Here is a 15,976-nt window from a genome sequence, read left to right as displayed (position 1 = left end):
CTTGGCCGCCGCGCGGGCGGCCGCCGTCATGGTGCGGCGGGCGGGGGAGCCGGCGCCGCGGACTCGGGAGGTCGGGTTCGCCACGGTGTATCTCCTCACTGGTGGTGGCGCGGTCAGCCCACGAACTCGACGTCGGAGGTCAGCCAGCGGCCGTGCTCGCGCACCAGATCGAGCTGCAGCCGGTAGGTGCGCGCCTGCCCCTCGGGTACGGCGGTGTTGGTCACCTTGCTGTCGGCGACGACCAGGACCCGGGCCGAGTGGGCGTCGGACCGTACGATGCCCGCTTCGAGGACCTGCCCCTCGGACACCGACTTGTTCTGCGCGACGAGCTTCGTCAACTCCTGGGTCTGCGCGGCGAACTCCTTCTTGAAGTCACCGGTGGCCCCCTTCAGCACGTTCCCGCTGTCCCGGCCGTAGTGCCGGTAGTCGAGCGAGGTGAAGTTCAGCGCCGACTGACGGGCCGCCGCAAGGACGTCCTGGCGGCGCTGCTCCGTCTCGTGCTGCCCGGCCAGCCGCATGCCCAGCCAGACCGACGTCGCGGTTGTCAGCACGGTCGCGGCGACCAGCCCCATGGACAGCGCCCTGCGGCGTACCTTGTTCATGCCCTCGGCGTTCATGCCCTCGGCGTTCATGCCGTCGGCGTTCATGCCGTCGGCGTTCATGCCGTCGGCGTTCATGCCGTCGGCGTTCATGCCGTCGGCGTTCATGCCATCGGTCCGACGAGCAGCCATTGCCACGACTCCTTTCCGAAGACGGTCTGTTCGCCGCCTGTCGAGCCGATCTCGACCGGCGTGCCGTCCGGGCCGGTGGCGGTGCCGGTCTCCGGGTCGTACGGGGTGACGTATGCAGCCTGGCCGCCGCTCGAAGCGGCCGACGCGCCGGGCGCGTTCTGTGCCCCGCGCACCGAGGTCCTGCTGCCGCGAGGCGCCGTGCAGCGCGCGGCGGTGTTCGCCGGACGTGTGCTGGTGTCGGCCGGATCGCGCCGCCCGGTGCCGTAGCCCTGGGTGCACGGCGGCGGATCGTCGGCGTTGACCACGAGCCCGAAGTGGGTGGTGCCGTCGCCGGGGACGACCGTGTAGCTGCCCGCGACCACCACCGGGAAGGTGACCAGGGCCTGCTCCACGCCGGGCAGCCGGGCCACGGTGATCTGGCCGCCGGTGATGAGGTTGGCCAGCAGGACGGGCAGGTGCGGCCTGGTGGACTTCAGCAGGGAGTCGACCTCCTGCGCGGCGGGCACCGCGTTGCCGATCAGCCGGCGCACATCCCCGTCGCTCGACTTCAACTGCGCGGTCAGCGCCGCCAGATCGCGGGAGAACGACTTGATGGCCGAGCCCTCGTCGGCCTGCGTCCTGAGCACCTTCCGCGAGTCCTCGATCAGCGAGATCGTCTGGGGGAGCGAGTCGGAGGCCGATTCGACGAGCTCGTTGCCGGAGTCCACCAGCCGGCTCAGCCGTGGTCCGGTGCCGGAGAAGGCCTTGCCCAACTCGTCGACGGTGGTGCGCAGATCGTCCTTGCCGACGGAGTTCACCAGCCGGTCCAGACTGAGGACCAGGTCGGTGACGGGCAGCGGCACCCGGGTGCGGTCGCGCGGGATCGGGCTGCCCTCCATCAGATACGGGCCGCCGGAGTGCCGGGGCTGCAGGTCGACGTACTGCTCGCCCACCGCCGAACGGTCGGCGACCACCGCCAGGGTGTCGGCCGGGATCCGCGGGGCGCCGTCCTTGATCTCCAGAGCCACCGAGACGCCCGAGCCGTTCAGCCGCAGGGCGCCCACGCGGCCCACCGGAACCCCGCGGTAGGTGACCTCGGCGCCGGGGAAGACGCCCCCGGAGTCGGCGAAGTCGGCCGTCACGGTGTAGCCGCGGCCGAGGAGGTCGTCCGCCAGGCCCGTGTACTCGGCGCCGATGTACGACACCCCCACGGCGGTGACGGTGGCGAAGGCGAGCAACTGGGCCTTGACCGTACGTGTGATCACGGCTGTATCCCCTTCAGCATCAGCTCGGCCAGGGCGAGGTCGATCCCCGGCGGGAGGCGGCGCGCGTCCCCTCCGCTGCCGTAACTCGCCGTGCACACCGGCGGGCACAGCAGGTTGCCCCCGCCCGAGGGCGCCGAGGGTTTGGCCGGTGCCGTCGGTACCTTCGGCAGGCCCGGGGTGCTGGGGAGCGCCGTGGGCAGCGGCACACTCGGCACGCTCGGGAGGGAGGGCGTCGGGACCGGCTGCTTCCCGGAACCGCCGCCGCCCTTGCCGGGGTTGCCGGTGAGGTTGCCGTAGAGGTCCGCCAGGTCGAGGTCCGCGGTGATTCTGAGGTTGACGTAGTCGCCCTTCACGGCGTCGACCGCGTTGCGCGGGAACGGGTACGTGGTCAGCAGTTCAAGGGAGTTGGGCAGATCGTCGCCCGCCTTGTCGAGCTCCTGCAGGATCGGCCGCAGCTGTTCGAGATCGGCCACGGTGTCCTCCCGCGAGGCGTTGACCACCCTGGTGCCGGTCGAGCCGAGTTTCGACAGGGCGGTGAGCATCTTCGTCAGGTCACGGCGCTGGTCGGCGAGGACCTTCAGCGCGGGCGGGATCGTGTCGACTGCCTGGGCGATCGTCTTCTCCTCGCTCCCCAGCCGCTTGGACAGCCGGTCGATGCCCTTGAGCGCGCGGACGATCTGCGCGCGCTGCTCGTCCAGACCGCCGACGAACGTGTCGAGCTCCTTGAGGAGGGACGCGACCCGCGTCTCACGGCCCCCCAGGGCCTTGTTCAGCTCCACGGTGATCGTCTTGAGCTGGGCGACACCGCCGCCGTTCAGGAGTGCGGACAGGGCGGACAGCACCTCCTCGATCTCCGGGTTGCGGCCGCTGCGGGACAGCGGGATCAGGTCGCCGTCGCGGAGCCGTCCGACGGGCGGGGTGCCGGCCGGGGCGGACAGGGCCACGTACTTCTCGCCGAGCATGCTGGTCTGCCGCAGGTCGGCGACCGCGTTGGCGGGCAGCTTCACCGAGTCGGCCACCCGCAGCCGTACCCGTGCGTGCCAGCCGTCCAGCTCCACCTTCTCCACCGCGCCCACGGTGACGTCGTCGACCTTGACCGCCGACTGCGGCACCAGGTCCAGTACGTCCCTGAACTCGACCGTGACGTGGTAGGCGTGGCCGTCCGCCGCGGCGCCCCCGGGGAGCGGGACGTCGTACCAGCCGTTGAACTCACAACCGGACAGCAGCAGCGAACCGGCCGCCGTCCACGCGACCGCCCGGACCGTGCGCAGCATGCTCATGCGCGGGCCCCCAGGATTCCGCCGAGCGTCCGGTCGACCGTGCCCGTCGTGGCAGGGGCGGCCGGCAGCTCGGGCAGCGAGTCGAACAGCCGCCGCAGCTCCTTGCAGTCGGGGTTCCTGCCGCCCACGTCCCCGGTCGTCCTCAGCAGGGAGCACAGCAGGGACGCCGGGTCCTGCGGCGCCTGCGCGTTGTTGCGGGTGTCGAGGGTGCCGGAGGACGCGTTGTAGGCGTCCTGCAGGTTCGACAGACCCGTGGGGGCGACCGTCAACAGCTCCTCCAGTGCGGCCCGTTGGGTGACGAGGACCTTGGTGACCTTGCTGAGGCCCTCGACGTCCGAGGTCATGGATTTCTTGTTGTTCCTCACGAAGTCGGACACGTCTCCAAGGGCCGAAGCCAGGTGCCGCAGCGCTTCCGCGAGGTCCTCGCGCTCCCCGGCGAGCTGCTTCGCCACCGCGGCGAGGTCGTCGTTGAACGACCGCACGCTCTTGTCGTCTGCCGCCAGCGCGGCGGTGAACACCTGCAGGTTCCGTACGGTGCCGAACAGGTCGCCCCGCCCGTCGGACAGCGTGGTGACCGCCTGCGAGAGGTCGTCGACCGCCTGGTTGAGGTTCGCGCCCTGGCCCTTGAGGTTGTCCGCGCTCACTCCGAGCAGCCGCGACAGGGATCCGTCCTTGTTCGCGCCCTTCGGACCCAGCGCCTCGGCGGTGGTGTGCAGACTGTCGAAGATCCGGTCCAGCTCGACAGGGACGGCGGTGCGCGACTCGGGGATGACGGCGCCGTCCCGCAGCACCGGGCCCTTCCGGTACACCGGCAGCAGTTGTACGTAACGGTCGCTGACCACCGAGGAGTTGATGATCGCGGCCTGCGCGCCTGCGGGGACCTTGCGCACCGCGTCGTACTCCAGCTCCACCCGGACCCGGCCGCCCTCCGGCGTGATCGTCCTGACCTCGCCGATGCGGACACCGAGGACACGGACGTCGGAACCGGGGTAGATGCCGACGGTGCGCGGGAAGTACGCCGTGACACGCACCGTGCGGGAGTGCGGCCACAGCACGACGGCGAGGGCGGCCACGACCGCGAGCGCCGTGAGCAGTGCCAGGCCGCGCCGGACAGGGAAGCGTTCGGTCATTGTGAGCCTCCCGTCCTCGGCACCACGGGGGCGGCCACCAGGTTCTGGACGTAGGAGTCGAACCACCGCCCGTTGCCCAGGGCGTTGGTGAAGACCCGGACGTAGGGCGCAAGCAGCTTGACGCTCCGGTCGAGGCTCGCCTGGTTGCGTTCGAGCATCCTGACGAACGTGTCGAGGTTCCTGAGCGCGGGCCCGATCTCCTTGCGGTTGTCCTCGACCAGGCCCGACAGCTCGATGCCGAGCAGGGCCGAGCTCTTGAGCAGTGCGTGGATCGCCGCGCGCCGCTTGCTGATCTCCTTGAACAACAGGTCGCCGTCCTTCACCAGCGCGGAGAAGTCCTTGGTGTGCTCGGCCAGCACCCCGGTGACCCCGTTCGCGTGCTGGAGGAGTCCGCGCAGTGCCTCGTCGCGGGAGGCGACCGTCCTGGAGATCCTCGACAGCCCGTCGATGGACGCCCGTACCTCCGTGGGGGAGTCCTGGAAGGTGGTGGAGATGGTGTCCAGCGCCTTCGCGAGCTGCCGGGTGTCGACCTTTTCCGTCGTGGTCGTCAGGTCGCTGAACGCCTGCACGACGTCGTACGCCGAAACCGTCCGGCCGAGCGGGATCTCGCTGCCCGGCCGGAGACGGCCGGGACCCTCGGGGTGCAGGGCGAGGAACTTCGCTCCGAGGATCGTCCTGACCCGGATCGAGGCGCCGGTCGCGGTGCCCATCGCCGGGTCGCCCTTGACCTTGAAGGTCACCTTCACGTGATCGCCCTCCAGGTCGACGCCCTCGACCCTGCCGACCTTGACCCCGGCGATCCGTACCTCGTCGCCCGGCTTGAGGCCGCCCGCCTCCGAGAAGGCCGCACTGTACGTCTCGCCGCCACCGATCAGCGGCAGGCTGTCGGCGTTGAACGCGGCGACGGTCAGCAGCGCGAGGACGGTGAGGCCGACGGCGCCGACCACGACCGGGTTACGCTCGCGGAACGGCCTCAGCTGCGGGCGGCGCGGGTGGATACCCGGCAGCCTCGGGGGCAGGACCTGCACCTTCACCAGCGGCTCGGAGCGCCGCCGGGTCCTGCGCGGCAGGAGCCGCAGCTTCGGCAGCTTCGGGGGCTGGACGTGCACCTTCACCAGGGGTTGGGGGCGCCGACGGCGGCTTCTGCGCGGCAGGAGCCGCAGGCTCGGCAGCTTCGGGGGCTGGACGTGCACCTTCACCAGGGGTTCGGGGCGCCGGCGCCGGGTCCTGCGCGGCACGATGCGCATGCTCATCCGCCGCACCTCGCCTGCGCCACATGGAGCTCGGGGGTGAGTACCTGCTTCGTCCTCGGCAGCACGATCCGGCCGTCGAAGTCGCAGAGGTAGAAGTTGAACCACGAGCCGTAGGACGCCGTCCCCGTCAGCTCGTTGAGCTTGTTCGGCAGCCGCTTCAGCACGCCCTCCACGGTCTTCTCGTTCCTGTTCAGCGTTCCGGTGAGACCGGTGAGCCCGGCGATGTCGTCCTTGAGCGGCGGACGCGCCTCCTTCAGCAGCCCCGAGGTGGCCTGTGTCAGGTCGCCGATGCTCACCAGGGAGTCCCCGATGGGCTCGCGGTCGGCGGACAGCCCGGAGATGACCCGCCGCAGCTGGGTGATCAGCTCGGAGAAACGGGTGCCGCGCGTGTCGAGCGTGCCCAGCACCGTGTTGAGGTTGTCGATCACGGAACCGATCAGCTTGTCGCGCCCGGCGAGGGTCGTGGTGAGCGACGCCGTGTGCGCGAGCAGGCTGTTCACGGTGCCGCCCTCGCCCTGCAGGGTCCGGATGATCTCGGTGGCGAGCTGGTTGACGTCGTTCGGGCTGAGCGCGGCGAACAGCGGCTTGAAGCCGTTCAGCAGCGCGTTGAGATCCAGCGCGGGCTGGGTCAGGGACAGCGGGATGGTGCCGCCGGGCCGCAGCCGGGTGCCGTCGCCCGCGCCCTCGGTGAGCGCGATGTACCGCTGCCCGACCAGGTTCCGGTAACGGACGACCGCGTGGGTGCTGGTGAGCAGCGGGCGGTCCGCGGCGACGGTGAAGGTGACCTCCGCCAGCGTCCGGTCCTTGATCCGGATACCCTCGACCTCACCGACCCGCACTCCGGCCACCCGGATGTCGTCGCCCGTCTCCAGCCCCGTGACGTCGCTGAACACCGCGTGGTACGTGTGCTTCGGGGTCAGGGAGACGCCGACGATGGTGGCGGCGAGCAGCGCCGTCGCCGCGATCGTGACCAGCGCGAAGAGGCTGAACTTGATCAGTGGGGCGGCGGCCTGCCTGGCTCCTGAGGTTCTCATACGACGCTCACCGCCGTTCCCCGGGCCAGCGGGCCGAACAGCAGGGTCGCGACGGGCGGCACCTCGTCCGCGGGCACGCCCAGCACGGGGGCCACGAGCGAGCCGACGGCCCGCTGCTCGGCCGCGGTCGCGGACACATTGACACCTCCGGGCAGTGCGCCGTCCGAACCACCGGACGACGTACCGTCGTTGAGCTCGGGTTTCGGTCCCGGCACCGGCGGATGCGGCAGGCCCCGGCAGTCCGGCCCCGAACGTTCGGCATAGCGCGGCTCCTCGCCAGGCCGGTACGCGCCCTGTGACCGGACGACCTCGAGGGTGATCCGCATCTCGCCGCCCCGGAACGCCTCCTCCGACGCCTTCTCCTCCCGGACCAGTCCGTCGAGGAGGCATGGGTACTCGGGGGAGTAGCGGGCGAAGAGCTCCAGCGTGGGGCGTGAGACGCGGCCGAGGGTGATCAGCCGGTCGCCGTTCTCGTCGAGGAAGTCCCGTCCGGTGTCCGCGACCGTCGCGGTCGTGCGCAGGGCGGCGGCCAGCCGGTCCTTCTTCTCGACGACGGTGCGGCTGGTGGTGATGGTGTTGCGCAGGATCCGCAGCAGATCGGGCGCGGCGTCGCCGTACACCTCGGCGACGTCCGCGAACCGCGAGATGTCCTCCTTGAGCGACGGCAGATGCGGATTGAGCCGGCGCAGGTAACCCTCTACCCGGGTCAGGTTGTCCCCGATCCGGTCGCCGCGGCCCTCCAGCGCGGTGGCGAACGCCGAGAGCGTGGCGTTGAGTTCACCGGGCCTGACCGTGCGCAGCAGCGGCAGCAGGTCTTTCATCAACTGCTGCAGCTCGATACCGGTCCGCGTACGGTCCTGGGTGATGACGTCCCCGGCGCGGATGGGCCGGGCCGACGACTGCGCAGACCCGGCGGGGACCACCAGATCGACGTACTTCTCGCCGAACAGTGTCTTGGGCAACAGCCGGGCGTGCACGTCCGACGGGATGAACGTGACGTACTCCGGCTTGAGCGCGATGTCGAGCGTGGCCTTCGTCCCGTCGGCGTGCACCGCGCGCACCTCGCCGACCAGCAGCCCGCGCAGCTTGACGTCCGCCCGGGGATCGAGCTGGTTGCCGAGGCTGTCGGCCTCCAGTGTGATGCGCACGACCGGGGTGAACGCCTGCTGGTAGACGGCCACGGCCAGCGACAGCAGCAGCGCCAGCACCGCGATGAACGCGACCCCGTACAGACGCAGTCTCAGCACTCTCACCGGCCTCACCCCGCGATCCGTACGGTCGTGTTGGCGCCCCAGATCGCGAGGCTCAGGAAGAAGTCCAGGACGTTGATCGCCACGATCGAGGTCCGCACCGCACGCCCCACCGCGACGCCCACACCCGCCGGACCGCCGCTCGCGTAGTAGCCGTAGTAGCAGTGCACCAGGATGATCAGGACCGCGAAGACGATCACCTTGCCGAAGGACCAGAGCACGTCGACCGGCGGCAGGTACTGATGGAAGTAGTGGTCGTAGGTGCCCGTCGACTGACCGTAGTAGCCGGTGGTGATGGTGCGGGCGGCCAGGTACGAGGACAGCAGCCCGATCACGTACAGCGGGATCACTGCGACGAAACCGGCGATCATCCGCGTCGTCACCAGGAACGGCAGCGAGGGGACGCCCATCACCTCCAGCGCGTCGGTCTCCTCACTGATCCGCATCGCGCCGAGCTGCGCGGTGAACCCGGCGCCGACCGTCGCGGACAGGGCGAGCCCGGCCACCAGCGGCGCGATCTCCCGGGTGTTGAAGTACGCCGACAGGAACGCCACGAAGTTGGAGGTGCCGAGCTGGTTGAGGGCCGCGTAGCCCTGGAGGCCGACCTCGGTGCCGGTGAAGAACGACAGAAAGGCGATCACGCCGACCGTGCCGCCCACGACGGCGAGCGCGCCGCGGCCGAAGCTCACCTCGGCGAGCAGCCGCAGAATCTCCTTCTTGTAGCGGCGCAGGGTGCGGCCCGTCCACGCCAGCGAGCGGCCGTAGAAGGAGAGCTGGCTGCCCAGCTCCTCCAGACGACTCAACAGCGCCATGCCTCAGCCCCTCTGCGGAACGACTTGGAAGTACACGGCGGTCATCACGAAGTTCGTCACGAACAGCAACATGAAGGTGATCACCACCGATTGGTTCACCGCGTCGCCCACGCCCTTCGGCCCGCCCTTCGCATTAAGTCCCTTGTACGAGGCGACGATCGCCGCGATCGCCCCGAACACCAGTGCCTTGATCTCCGCGGCCCACAGGTCGGAGAGCTGGGCGAGCGTGGTGAAGGAGGCGAGATAGGCGCCCGGAGTGCCGTTCTGGAGGATGACGTTGAAGAAATAGCCGCCCGCGACCCCGACGACCGACACCAGACCGTTGAGCAGCACGGCCACCACCATCGAGGCCAGCACACGCGGTACGACGAGCCGGTGGACCGGGTCGATGCCGAGTACCTGCATTGCGTCGATCTCGTCCCGGATCCTGCGCGCCCCGAGGTCCGCGCAGATCGCCGTGCCGCCCGCCCCCGCGATCAGCAGCGCGGTGACGATCGGCGACGCCTCCCGCAGCACCGCGAGGACCGAGGCGGCTCCGGAGAAGGACTGCGCGCCGAGCTGCCGCGTCAGGCTGCCGATCTGGAGGGCGATGACCGCCCCGAAGGGGATCGACACAAGGGCTGTGGGCAGGATCGTCACGCTCGCGACGAACCACGCCTGCTGGATGAACTCCCTTGCCTGGAACGGCCGTCGGGGCAGGGCGCGCACCACGTCCAGGGCCATCGCGAACAGGTTGCCGGAGTGCCGCAGCGCTCCGGTCGGGGACAGACTCATGCTCCCGCCACCTCCTTCCGGTGCAGCTCGGCCTCCCGTCTCGCGATCGCCTCCCAGCGGGGCGGGCGGGTGATGCCGGGGCCCGGCAGCAGTCGGGGCGTCACGTCCTTGATCCCGGGGCCCTCGCTGATCTGCGCCAGCTCCTGTTCGACCAGGGCGGCGTCCTTCTCCTCCGCCATGCCGATCGGCCCCTGCATCCGGCCGTTCAGGAACTGGCGCACAACGGGTTCGTCGCTGGTCAGCAACTGCTCACGGGGTCCGAACATCACCAGTTCGCGCCGGAACAGCAGCCCGATGTTGTCGGGCACCTGGCGGGCCGAGGCGATGTCGTGCGTGACGATCAGGAAGGTCGCGTCGATCTGCGCGTTCAGGTCGACGATCAGCTGGTTGAGATAGGCGACGCGCACCGGATCGAGGCCCGAGTCCGGCTCGTCGAAGAGGATGATCTCCGGGTCGAGCACCAGCGCCCGGGCGAGACCGGCCCGCTTGCGCATACCGCCGGATATCTCGCCGGGGAGCTTCCCCTCGGCGCCGATCAGCCCGACCATGTCCATCTTCTCCAGCACGATCCGCCGGATCTCGCTCTCGGATCTGCGGGTGTGCTCGCGCAGCGGGAAGGCGATGTTGTCGTACAGGCTCATGGAGCCGAACAGCGCGCCGTCCTGGAACAGCACCCCGAACAGCTTCCGTACCTCGTACAGGTCGTGCTCGCGCAGCTTGGTGATGTCCCGGCCCGCGATCTTCACCGAGCCGCGGTCCGGCTTCAGCAGTCCGACGAGTGTCTTGAGGAACACCGACTTGCCCGTCCCCGAGGGGCCGAGCATGACCGAGACCTCCCCGGCGGGCAGCGTCAGCGAGACGTCCTGCCAGATGACCTGGTGACCGAAGGACTTGGTCAGCCCTTCCACACAGATCTCGACACCCATCCGGTCCACCCTTCGCCCGCGTGAGCAGCTCCGACATCTGCTCTACGGGGACGGGCGGGGCGTCCGTCGCGACGGAGCCGAATTTTTTCCGGACGGGTTTACGGGCAGGTCTACGGGCGGGTCTACGGCAGTTTCACCGGCGACGTGCTCGGCGTGGGCACGGAGCGCGGGGCCGACGGCAGGGCGGGAGTGTCCGGGGTCGCCGGAAGCGCCGGAGGCGACTTCGGGAGGGTGGACTTGAGTGGTATGTCCGGCACGTGTGTCAGGTCGGGCACACCGGGCACTTCCGGGACCGTGCCGTCCGACAGGGTCGGAAGCGAGGACACCTTCGGCAGGGACGGCACCGACAGCGGTGCGAGCGATCCGTCGGTGGGAGATGCGGACGCTCCCCGACCGGGGGCCGCCGGCGTCCCGGGCGGCGACATGCCCGCCCCCGGAGCACGCCCCCGGCCGGTGCTGTCGGGCCGGAGTGCCTGGGCGCCGCGGGACACGGCCGGCCGCGGAGCCGGAGCGCCGGCGCCGCCCCCGTCGAACGCGTGCGGCAGCACGAACCCCGCCACCACCAGCGTCGCCGCGGTCGAGGTGACCGCCACCGCCTGTGCCTTTCCGACCGTGCGTGGCCGCCCGCGCCCGAACAGGAACAACACGATCCCGAGCGTCCCGGCGAGCGAGGCGCGCAGCGTCCGCCGCGCCCGGGCCAGCAGCGACTCGACGGTCCGGTAGCTCAGCCCCATCTGCACGGCGACCTGACCGACGTCCAGGTCCTCCGACTTCAGCCGCAGGGCCTCCGCCTGGCGGGCGGGCAACTCTCCGCTGCGCACGGCCAGCCACCTGGCCTCGGCCCGGTCGCACACCGCCTCCTCGACGGGCACCGGGCCCGGCCCGACGAGCGTGGGGCTGGTGCCCACCTCGGCTTCCCGGTTGACCTGGCGGTACCGGTCGACGCACAGCCGCATGGTCACGGTCGTCAGCCAGGCACCGAGGCGTTCGTCGTCGAGATCCGGGCGCTCCGCCGCGCGCAGCATCGCCTCGTGCACGGCGTCCTCGGCGTCCTCCAGGCTCATCGACCGGCGCCGGGCCACCTTGAGCAGTTGCTCGCGGTGGCTCCACATGCGCTGCCAGCGGTCCTGAGCCGCCTGTGTCCCAGCAGCCATGGCCGCCTCTGTCTCAGCAGGCAAGTCCGTCGCCATGAGGGCCCCTTTGCGCTCACCCGCCGGTCCCGTGCTGACCGGCGGGTGGCGACATTACCGCCCAGTATCCGCAGTTGTGGAGGGGGCGGAGCCCATCGTGTCCGCACCGTTGCTGGTCAGCGGGCCGACGCCGGTCAGTACACCGCCGGGCAGCCCGACGCTGGGGGCGGGGACGGGGAGCACCGGCTCGGCGGTGCTCCCCGTGGTCGTGGGCGACGGGGTGGGGGAGGGCACGGGAGGCGGCGTGGACGGCTTGTGGGAGGGGCCCGCGCCCGAGCCGGACGGCTGCGGTGAGGGTTTCGGCCTACTCGGTCGTGACGGCTTCGGCCGGGCCGCCGGGGAGCCCGCGCGCTGGTCCGGTACCACCCGGTGCCCCTCCAGGAAGTACGTGTACCAGGCCTTGACCGTGCTCAGATAGGCCTCCGAGTGGTTGTAGCCGAGGATCGCCCGGTCCAGGTCGGCGGGGTTCGAGAGGTCCCGGCCGCCGGCGCACAGATAGCGCCCGGCGGCCAGCGCCGCGTCGAAGACGTTGTCCGGGTCGGCCCGTCCGTCGCCGTTGCCGTCCGCACCCCACCGGGCCCAGGTCGAAGGGATGAACTGCATCGGGCCGACCGCGCGGTCGTACACGGCGTCACCGTCGTACGCGCCGCCGTCGGTGTCCCGGACGACGGCGAAGGCGCCGCCGGTCAGCCGGGGCCCGAGAATCGGCGTCACCGTCGTACCGTCCGGGGTCACCCGGCCGCCCCACGCCTGCCCGGACTCCACCTGCCCGATCGCGGCCAGCAACTGCCACCGCAACCGGCACCCGGGCGCTGTGCGGGCGAGCTCCGACTCGGCGCGCCGGTATGCGGCGAACACCGTCTCCGGCAACGCGCCCCCCGTCACCGACGGAGTGTCCTCCACCTGCCCACCGGTCCGCAGCGGCGGGAACTCGGCGCGGTAGGGGGTGTCGCCGGACACGCTCGGACCGTGCTCGGCGGGTGCCGCGCCCCGTGCGGGCTCCGAGGCCTGTGCCGAGACCGCCTCCGGCGCCTGTGACGCGGTCAGCGCCGCCAGCGCCGCCGCCACGATCGCCGTTCCCCTGGCACCTCTGAGTGCACCCTTGAATGCGCGCCCTGCCACTGTCGCAGTCCCCTCCCTGTGCGGATCCCGTCCTCTGCTCTACGCGGCAGGGCGGCGTGTCCGTCGCGGGAATCGGGACTGCGTTGTCAGGGTGTGTCGACCGGAACGGATCCGAACCGGGTGAAACTGACGATCCAGTAGACGGCGTAGAGGGCGAAAAGGGTGAAGCCGTGCCACCGCCTCAGCCGGCCTGTGGAGACGAAATGGGCCGCGAGCCCGTTCACCACGACAAGTGCGGGAACCTGCCAGGTCAGCACGGTGCGGTCGATGAGAACGCCACCGGCCAGGACGATGATGCCCAGTTTCCCCGTGACCGAGAAGACGACGCTCCCGATGACGTTGCCGATCCCGATCTCCGGCGCTCCCTTGCGCGCGGGTTCCACCGTCAGGAAGACGTCCTCGACGGTCAGCACTGCGGTGACGACGGTCGCGCCGAAGACGGTGCCCTGAAGTCCGTAGGTGTGCAGGATGCCTTTCGTCCCGATGCCCGTGACCGCGGAACCGACGACGAGACCGGCCAGCGCGAGCACCGCCAGCCCGAGCCCCGCCCAGCCGGACCGTCCCCGCATTTCGGCGAGCAGCCCGTCGTCCAATGGCTTTCCTCCGCCGGTCCGTTCGACCGCCCTGGTGCAGGTGTCCGCCTCCCGGAGGACCGGCGTACCGCCCCCGGCCCCCCGGACGACGGAGTAGGCCTCGTACAACTCCGCGTCCCTGAAAACCGGCGTGTCGTCCCTGGACTCCCGGACCGCGACGTAGGCGACGAACAGTGCGAACAGCCCGAGGAGCGCGATGCCGTCCATGGCGGTGAGCGGTGCGATCAGCGCGCACACGACCATCACCAAGGGCGCACCGGCGAAGATAAGGACATAGTCGCGTGGAACGGTGATGCGGGCGGGCGTGAGGACCGCGGCGAGTGCGAGGACGATGCCCGTCATGGAGAGCGCTGTCCCGATCACGACGCCCAGTGCGACCCCGCCCAGGTCTTCGAGGTTGAGCGCGACGCCCAGGAAGACGTCGTCGAACTCGATACCCGTGAAGACGACGGAGATCAGGAACAGGGAGATGCTGAAGCCGCTCGCGATTCCGACGAGATGACGGATCAGTTTCTCGGCGCTGTAGACCAGCAGCGCCGCCCCGGCGACGAACAGCAGGATCGAGGTCACGGCGGACTCACACCGTGCGCCTTGGATGCGGTCGGGGGGTGAGGACGTCGTCACGCGGTCGTGCCGTCCCGTCGGCGGCCCGCACCGCCGCGGCCACGATCCCGTGATCGGGGGACAGATGGCACACCGGGTCGGTGCGGGCGGCATCGCCGGTGAGCAGGAACGCCTGGCAGCGGCACCCGCCGAAGTCGACCTCGCGGCGCGGGCAGCTCCGGCAGGGCTCCGGCATCCAGTCCGTACCGCGAAAGCGCTGGAACAGGGGTGACTGCTCCCAGATCCAGGCCAGGGAGTGCTCGCGCACGTTGGCGCGGGGCAGCGGCAGCTCGTGCGCCGGCGGGCAGGGGAGGGCGTCGCCGTCGGGGACCACGGTGAGCTGCCGTCGGGCCCAGCCGCCCATACAGGGTTTCGGATACCGGCTGTGGTAGTCGGGGATCACGTAGATGACCTCCATACGGCCCCGCAGACGTTCGCGGGCCGCACGGACCACCGGCTCGGCGCGCTCCAGCTGGGCCCTGCTCGGCAACAGCCGGTCCCGGTTGTGCCAGGCCCAGCCGTAGTACTGCGTGTTGGCCAGCTCGATGCGGTCGGCCCCCAGTTCCTCGGCCAGGTCGAGGATGGGGCCGACCCGGTCGATGTTGTGCCGGTGGAGGACCACGTTCAGTGTGAGGGGCCAGCCCAGCTCCTTCACCAGCCGGGCCGCCGCCGTCTTGCGTGCGAAGGACGGTGTGCCGGCAATGCGGTCGGAGAGGGCGGGCTCGTCGGCCTGGACGCTGATCTGCACATGGTCGAGGCCCGCGGCGCGCAGTTGCCCGGCGCGGCGCGGCGAGAGCCCGACCGCGCTCGTGATGAGGTTGGTGTACAGACCCAACTCGTCGGCGCCGTGCACGATCTCGACGAGATCGCGGCGCCGGAGCGGCTCACCTCCGGAGAGGTGCAACTGCAGGACTCCCAGCTCCGCGGCCTCGGCCAGCACCCGCCGCCACTCCTGGGTCGTCAACTCGGTGCGGACCTCGGCGAGTTCCAGCGGATTGGAGCAGTACGGGCAGTGCAGCGGGCAGGCATGGGTCAGCTCGGCCAGCAGTCCGAAGGGTTTATCCATCGCCGACCTCCACGCATCGCCCGGCGGCGAGGCGGGCGAGGAAGAGCCGGACCTCGTCGGCGGCCACTCGGTCGTACCGTCCGCTCAGCTCCGCCACGATCTCGGCGACGGTCCGCTGTCCGTCGCACAGTCCCAGAACGGCCGCACCGGTGCCGTTCACAACGGAGACCGCCTCCGGCGCCAGCAGGACGTGCCGCTCCCGCGCCGGGTCGAATGTCAGCCGTACGTGCGGCGCCAGGCGGGGGCGGTCCGCATCGCTAACCGTCACCACAGGCCCGTTCGATGGCATCCAGCATGCTCCACAGGACGTCGCACTTGAAGGACAGTGCGGCCAGGGCGCCCGCCTGCTCGTCCGTGCTCCGGCAGTACTCCCTCACCACCTGCAGGGCGTGTTCGCCGTCGCGGGGAGCCTGCGTCAGACGGGCCCGGAAGTAGTCGAGACCCCGACCGTCGATCCAGGGATAGTGGCGTTCGAACGCGGCGAGGCGTTCGGCCATCAGGTCCGGCGCGAACAACTCGGTCAGCGAGGAGGCCACCGCCTCGGTCCACGGCCGGGTGCGGGCGAAGGTGACATAGGCGTCGACGGCGAACCGCACCCCGGGGACGACGTGCCGCTCGTCCTGCATCTCCGCCCGTGTCAGCCCCATCGCCTCGCCCAGCCGCAGCCAGGCCTCGATCCCGCCCTCGCCCTCCGCCGTACCGTCGTGGTCGATGATGCGCCGGACCCAGCGGCGGCGTACCTCGCGATGAGGGCAGTTGGCGAGGATGGCCGCGTCCTTGAGAGGCAGGTTCTTCTGGTAGTAGAAGCGGTTGGCGGCCCAGGCCTGGAGCCGGCGGCGGCTGAGCCCTCCCTCGTTCATCGTCCGGTGGAAGGGATGCCGGTCGTGGTAGTGCCGGGACTGCGCGCGCAGTGCCGCCACGAAGCTCTCGGTTTCCGTTGCCGTCACCATGGCCCTCGGATCCACAGT

At 70.7% G+C, this 15,976-nt stretch carries 16 protein-coding genes; all 16 read right to left on the bottom strand.

Annotation, left to right across the window (positions count from 1 at the left end):
- Positions 1-113: 113 nt before the first annotated feature.
- On the bottom strand, positions 114-731 hold the full coding sequence (locus ABT186_RS32750) for an Rv1363c family protein (protein ID WP_351928149.1): 618 nt from the start codon (positions 729-731) through the stop codon (positions 114-116).
- Positions 704-1,975 (bottom strand): MCE family protein, encoded by a 1,272-nt coding sequence (locus ABT186_RS32745; protein WP_351928147.1) that lies wholly within the window; start codon positions 1,973-1,975, stop codon positions 704-706. The genes ABT186_RS32750 and ABT186_RS32745 overlap by 28 nt, the downstream gene beginning before the upstream one ends.
- Positions 1,972-3,255 (bottom strand): MCE family protein, encoded by a 1,284-nt coding sequence (locus tag ABT186_RS32740; RefSeq protein WP_351229050.1) that lies wholly within the window; start codon positions 3,253-3,255, stop codon positions 1,972-1,974. Before ABT186_RS32740 ends, ABT186_RS32745 begins: the two co-directional genes overlap by 4 nt.
- Positions 3,252-4,385 (bottom strand): MCE family protein, encoded by a 1,134-nt coding sequence (locus tag ABT186_RS32735; RefSeq protein ID WP_351928145.1) that lies wholly within the window; start codon positions 4,383-4,385, stop codon positions 3,252-3,254. The genes ABT186_RS32740 and ABT186_RS32735 overlap by 4 nt, the downstream gene beginning before the upstream one ends.
- Positions 4,382-5,362 (bottom strand): MCE family protein, encoded by a 981-nt coding sequence (locus ABT186_RS32730; protein WP_351229071.1) that lies wholly within the window; start codon positions 5,360-5,362, stop codon positions 4,382-4,384. Before ABT186_RS32730 ends, ABT186_RS32735 begins: the two co-directional genes overlap by 4 nt.
- Positions 5,363-5,634: 272 nt before the next feature.
- Positions 5,635-6,672 carry an MCE family protein gene (locus ABT186_RS32725; protein ID WP_351928143.1) on the bottom strand — a complete coding sequence of 346 codons (1,038 nt, stop codon included), beginning with the start codon at positions 6,670-6,672 and terminating at the stop codon, positions 5,635-5,637.
- Positions 6,669-7,925 carry an MCE family protein gene (locus ABT186_RS32720; RefSeq protein WP_351229043.1) on the bottom strand — a complete coding sequence of 419 codons (1,257 nt, stop codon included), beginning with the start codon at positions 7,923-7,925 and terminating at the stop codon, positions 6,669-6,671. Before ABT186_RS32720 ends, ABT186_RS32725 begins: the two co-directional genes overlap by 4 nt.
- A 5-nt stretch (positions 7,926-7,930) precedes the next feature.
- Positions 7,931-8,734, bottom strand: coding sequence for an MlaE family ABC transporter permease (locus ABT186_RS32715; RefSeq protein ID WP_351229041.1), 804 nt, complete (start codon positions 8,732-8,734; stop codon positions 7,931-7,933).
- Positions 8,735-8,737: 3 nt separating this feature from the next.
- A complete protein-coding gene (locus tag ABT186_RS32710; protein ID WP_351229039.1) occupies positions 8,738-9,508 on the bottom strand; it encodes an MlaE family ABC transporter permease in 771 nt (256 codons plus the stop codon).
- Positions 9,505-10,434: an ABC transporter ATP-binding protein gene (locus ABT186_RS32705; protein WP_351229037.1), complete on the bottom strand. Its 930-nt coding sequence runs from the start codon at positions 10,432-10,434 to the stop codon at positions 9,505-9,507. Before ABT186_RS32705 ends, ABT186_RS32710 begins: the two co-directional genes overlap by 4 nt.
- Positions 10,435-10,556: 122 nt before the next feature.
- On the bottom strand, positions 10,557-11,624 hold the full coding sequence (locus tag ABT186_RS32700; RefSeq protein WP_502973389.1) for an RNA polymerase sigma factor: 1,068 nt from the start codon (positions 11,622-11,624) through the stop codon (positions 10,557-10,559).
- Between the two features lie 54 nt (positions 11,625-11,678).
- The gene (locus tag ABT186_RS32695) at positions 11,679-12,692 is read right to left on the bottom strand and encodes a lytic transglycosylase domain-containing protein (RefSeq protein ID WP_351229034.1); all 1,014 of its coding nucleotides are present in this window, start codon (positions 12,690-12,692) and stop codon (positions 11,679-11,681) included.
- Positions 12,693-12,832: 140 nt separating this feature from the next.
- Entirely contained in the window at positions 12,833-13,909 is a 1,077-nt protein-coding gene (locus tag ABT186_RS32690) for a sodium:calcium antiporter (RefSeq protein WP_351229032.1), read from the bottom strand.
- A 7-nt stretch (positions 13,910-13,916) separates the two neighbouring features.
- Complete coding sequence (pqqE, locus tag ABT186_RS32685) at positions 13,917-15,008, bottom strand: pyrroloquinoline quinone biosynthesis protein PqqE (protein WP_351229030.1); 1,092 nt, start codon at positions 15,006-15,008, stop codon at positions 13,917-13,919.
- Positions 15,001-15,276, bottom strand: a complete 276-nt coding sequence (gene pqqD, locus ABT186_RS32680) for a pyrroloquinoline quinone biosynthesis peptide chaperone PqqD (protein ID WP_351229028.1) — start codon at positions 15,274-15,276, stop codon at positions 15,001-15,003. The genes pqqE and pqqD overlap by 8 nt, the downstream gene beginning before the upstream one ends.
- The gene (pqqC, locus tag ABT186_RS32675) at positions 15,266-15,958 is read right to left on the bottom strand and encodes a pyrroloquinoline-quinone synthase PqqC (RefSeq protein ID WP_351229026.1); all 693 of its coding nucleotides are present in this window, start codon (positions 15,956-15,958) and stop codon (positions 15,266-15,268) included. Before pqqC ends, pqqD begins: the two co-directional genes overlap by 11 nt.
- Positions 15,959-15,976: the final 18 nt, after the last annotated feature.

This window comes from Streptomyces sp. NPDC001634 (genome assembly GCF_040298185.1).
Classification (GTDB): domain Bacteria; phylum Actinomycetota; class Actinomycetes; order Streptomycetales; family Streptomycetaceae; genus Streptomyces.
This window is presented reverse-complemented; position numbering and strand designations above follow the sequence as displayed.

Bases quoted from the DNA above. Each gene is read 5' to 3' on its own strand.
- ABT186_RS32715 (WP_351229041.1), bottom strand. From the start codon at position 8,734: ATGGCGCTGTTGAGTCGTCTGGAGGAGCTGGGCAGCCAGCTCTCCTTC.
- ABT186_RS32750 (WP_351928149.1), bottom strand. From the start codon at position 731: ATGGCTGCTCGTCGGACCGATGGCATGAACGCCGACGGCATGAACGCC.
- ABT186_RS32725 (WP_351928143.1), bottom strand. From the start codon at position 6,672: ATGAGAACCTCAGGAGCCAGGCAGGCCGCCGCCCCACTGATCAAGTTC.
- ABT186_RS32735 (WP_351928145.1), bottom strand. From the start codon at position 4,385: ATGACCGAACGCTTCCCTGTCCGGCGCGGCCTGGCACTGCTCACGGCG.
- pqqE (WP_351229030.1), bottom strand. From the start codon at position 15,008: ATGGATAAACCCTTCGGACTGCTGGCCGAGCTGACCCATGCCTGCCCG.
- ABT186_RS32700 (WP_502973389.1), bottom strand. From the start codon at position 11,624: ATGGCGACGGACTTGCCTGCTGAGACAGAGGCGGCCATGGCTGCTGGG.
- ABT186_RS32710 (WP_351229039.1), bottom strand. From the start codon at position 9,508: ATGAGTCTGTCCCCGACCGGAGCGCTGCGGCACTCCGGCAACCTGTTC.
- pqqC (WP_351229026.1), bottom strand. From the start codon at position 15,958: ATGGTGACGGCAACGGAAACCGAGAGCTTCGTGGCGGCACTGCGCGCG.
- ABT186_RS32740 (WP_351229050.1), bottom strand. From the start codon at position 3,255: ATGAGCATGCTGCGCACGGTCCGGGCGGTCGCGTGGACGGCGGCCGGT.
- ABT186_RS32705 (WP_351229037.1), bottom strand. From the start codon at position 10,434: ATGGGTGTCGAGATCTGTGTGGAAGGGCTGACCAAGTCCTTCGGTCAC.